This window comes from Clostridium sp. (assembly GCF_051656525.1).
Classification (GTDB): domain Bacteria; phylum Bacillota; class Clostridia; order Clostridiales; family Clostridiaceae; genus Clostridium.
Window position 1 is genome coordinate 1 of the sequence record NZ_JBOGCC010000189.1, and the last position, 2,172, is coordinate 2,172.

The window sequence follows — 2,172 nt, forward strand, 5'->3', positions numbered from 1 at the left end:
CTTTCAATTTCTTATTGGGTTGGAATGGCAAGGATTGTAAGAGGAGATATCTTGCAGCTTAAGGAGCAAGAGTTTGTTCTTGCAGCAAAAGCTCTTGGAGCATCAAAATTTAGAATTCTTTTTAAGCACTTAATTCCAAACTGTATAGGATCAATTATAGTAACAATGACACTTTTAATACCACAAGCTATATTCACAGAGTCATTTTTAAGCTATATAGGTCTTGGAATAAATGCACCACGTGCATCTCTTGGAACACTTTGTAGTGAAGCACAAACATTAATTAGTACACATCCAACACAATTATTTTTCCCAGCACTTGCTATATGTATTATAATTTTAGCGTTTAACTTACTTGGCGATGGACTTACAGAAGCGTTAGATCCAAAGCACCAAAGATAGGGGGGAAGATTTATGGAGAAGATATTAGAGGTAAAAAATTTAAAGACATCATTTAAAACACATATAGGAGATGTACAAGCAGTTAGAGGAGTTACATTTCATGTAAATAAGGGAGAAGCACTTGGAATTGTTGGAGAATCAGGGTGCGGAAAATCCGTAACAATGATGTCAATAATGAGACTTTTAGCAGAAAATGCAATGATAGAAAGTGAAGAAATTTTATTTAATGGAATAGATATAAGTAGATGTAAAGAAAAAGATATGGAAAAAATTAGAGGAGATAAGATGGGAATGATTTTCCAAGATCCTATGACATCTTTAAATCCTTTATACACAATTGGAGAACAACTTACAGAGCATTATATAAAGCATAAAAAAGTATCAAAGGCTGAAGCTTGGAAAAAAGGTGTTGAAATGCTAGGTCTTGTTGGAATTCCAAGTCCTGAAAGTAGAATGAAACAGTATCCACATGAATTTTCAGGCGGAATGAGACAAAGAGCTATGATAGCAATAAGTCTTATATGTGAACCAGAACTTATTATAGCAGATGAGCCAACAACAGCTTTAGATGTTACTATTCAAGCACAAATTTTAGACCTTATGAAAAACTTAAAGGAAAAACTTAATACTGCAATTATACTTATAACTCATGATTTAGGAGTAGTTGCAGACCTTTGTGCAAGAATAAATGTAATGTATGGTGGGGTTATTGTTGAAAGTGGAACTGCAGAAGATATTTTCTATAGAGGAAAACATCCATATACATGGGGTCTTTTAAACAGTGTTCCAGATCCAATGAAAAAAGAAAAAGAAAAATTAATACCAATAGATGGACAACCACCAGATCTTTTAAAGCCACCAACAGGATGTCCATTTGCTGATAGATGTGATTATACAATGAAAATTTGTATGGATAATTTACCACCACTATTTGATGTAGAAGAGGGACATGTATCAAGATGTTGGTTATGTCATGAAAATGCACCAAAGATAGAAAGAAAAGATAGAAACATGCAAGAGGTAGGAGGAAGATAAGATGAGTGAGAAAAAAGAAGTTATTTTAGAAGTTAAAAATCTTTGTAAGTATTTTCCTGCTAATAAAGGAATGTTTTCTAAAAAGAGCTTTGTAAAAGCTGTAGATAATGTTTCTTTTACTATAAATAAAGGTGAAACTTTAGGTCTTGTAGGAGAATCAGGGTGTGGAAAAACTACAACAGGAAGAACTGTTTTAAGATTATATAATTCAACATCAGGAGAAATAATTTTTAATGGACAAAATATTGAAAAATTAAAAGATAGTGAATTAATGCCTATAAGAAGAAAAATGCAAATGATATTTCAAGATCCTTATGCATCATTAAATCCAAGAATGACAGTTGGAGATATTATAGGGGAAGCTATTGATATTCATGGTTTATATGAAGGAAAAGAAAAAGAAGAAAGAATCAGATATCTTTTAGATAAGGTTGGACTGAATGGAAGCCACATAAATAGATATGCCCACGAATTCTCAGGAGGGCAAAGACAAAGGATTGGGATAGCAAGGGCACTTGCTGTTGAACCAGAACTTATAGTTTGTGATGAGCCTATATCAGCTCTTGATGTATCTATACAAGCACAGGTTATAAACATGCTTGAAGAGCTTCAAGAGGAGCTTGGATTAACTTATCTATTTATAGCCCATGACCTTTCAATGGTTAAGCATATATCAACTCATATAGGGGTAATGTATTTAGGTCAAATGGTTGAAAAAGGATTAAGTGATGATGT

At 32.9% G+C, this 2,172-nt stretch carries 3 protein-coding genes; all 3 read left to right on the forward strand.

Annotation, left to right across the window (positions count from 1 at the left end):
* Positions 1-402, forward strand: a 402-nt coding sequence (locus ACRDDY_RS09445; RefSeq protein WP_438564701.1) for an ABC transporter permease, incomplete at its 5' end; no start/stop codon positions are given.
* A gap of 12 nt (positions 403-414) precedes the next feature.
* Positions 415-1,437, forward strand: coding sequence for an ABC transporter ATP-binding protein (locus ACRDDY_RS09450; RefSeq protein ID WP_438564702.1), 1,023 nt, complete (start codon positions 415-417; stop codon positions 1,435-1,437).
* 1 nt (position 1,438) lies between these two features.
* A partial coding sequence (locus ACRDDY_RS09455) for an ABC transporter ATP-binding protein (protein WP_438564703.1) occupies positions 1,439-2,172 on the forward strand: 734 nt, incomplete at its 3' end.

Bases quoted from the DNA above. Each gene is read 5' to 3' on its own strand.
- ACRDDY_RS09450 (WP_438564702.1), top strand. From the start codon at position 415: ATGGAGAAGATATTAGAGGTAAAAAATTTAAAGACATCATTTAAAACA.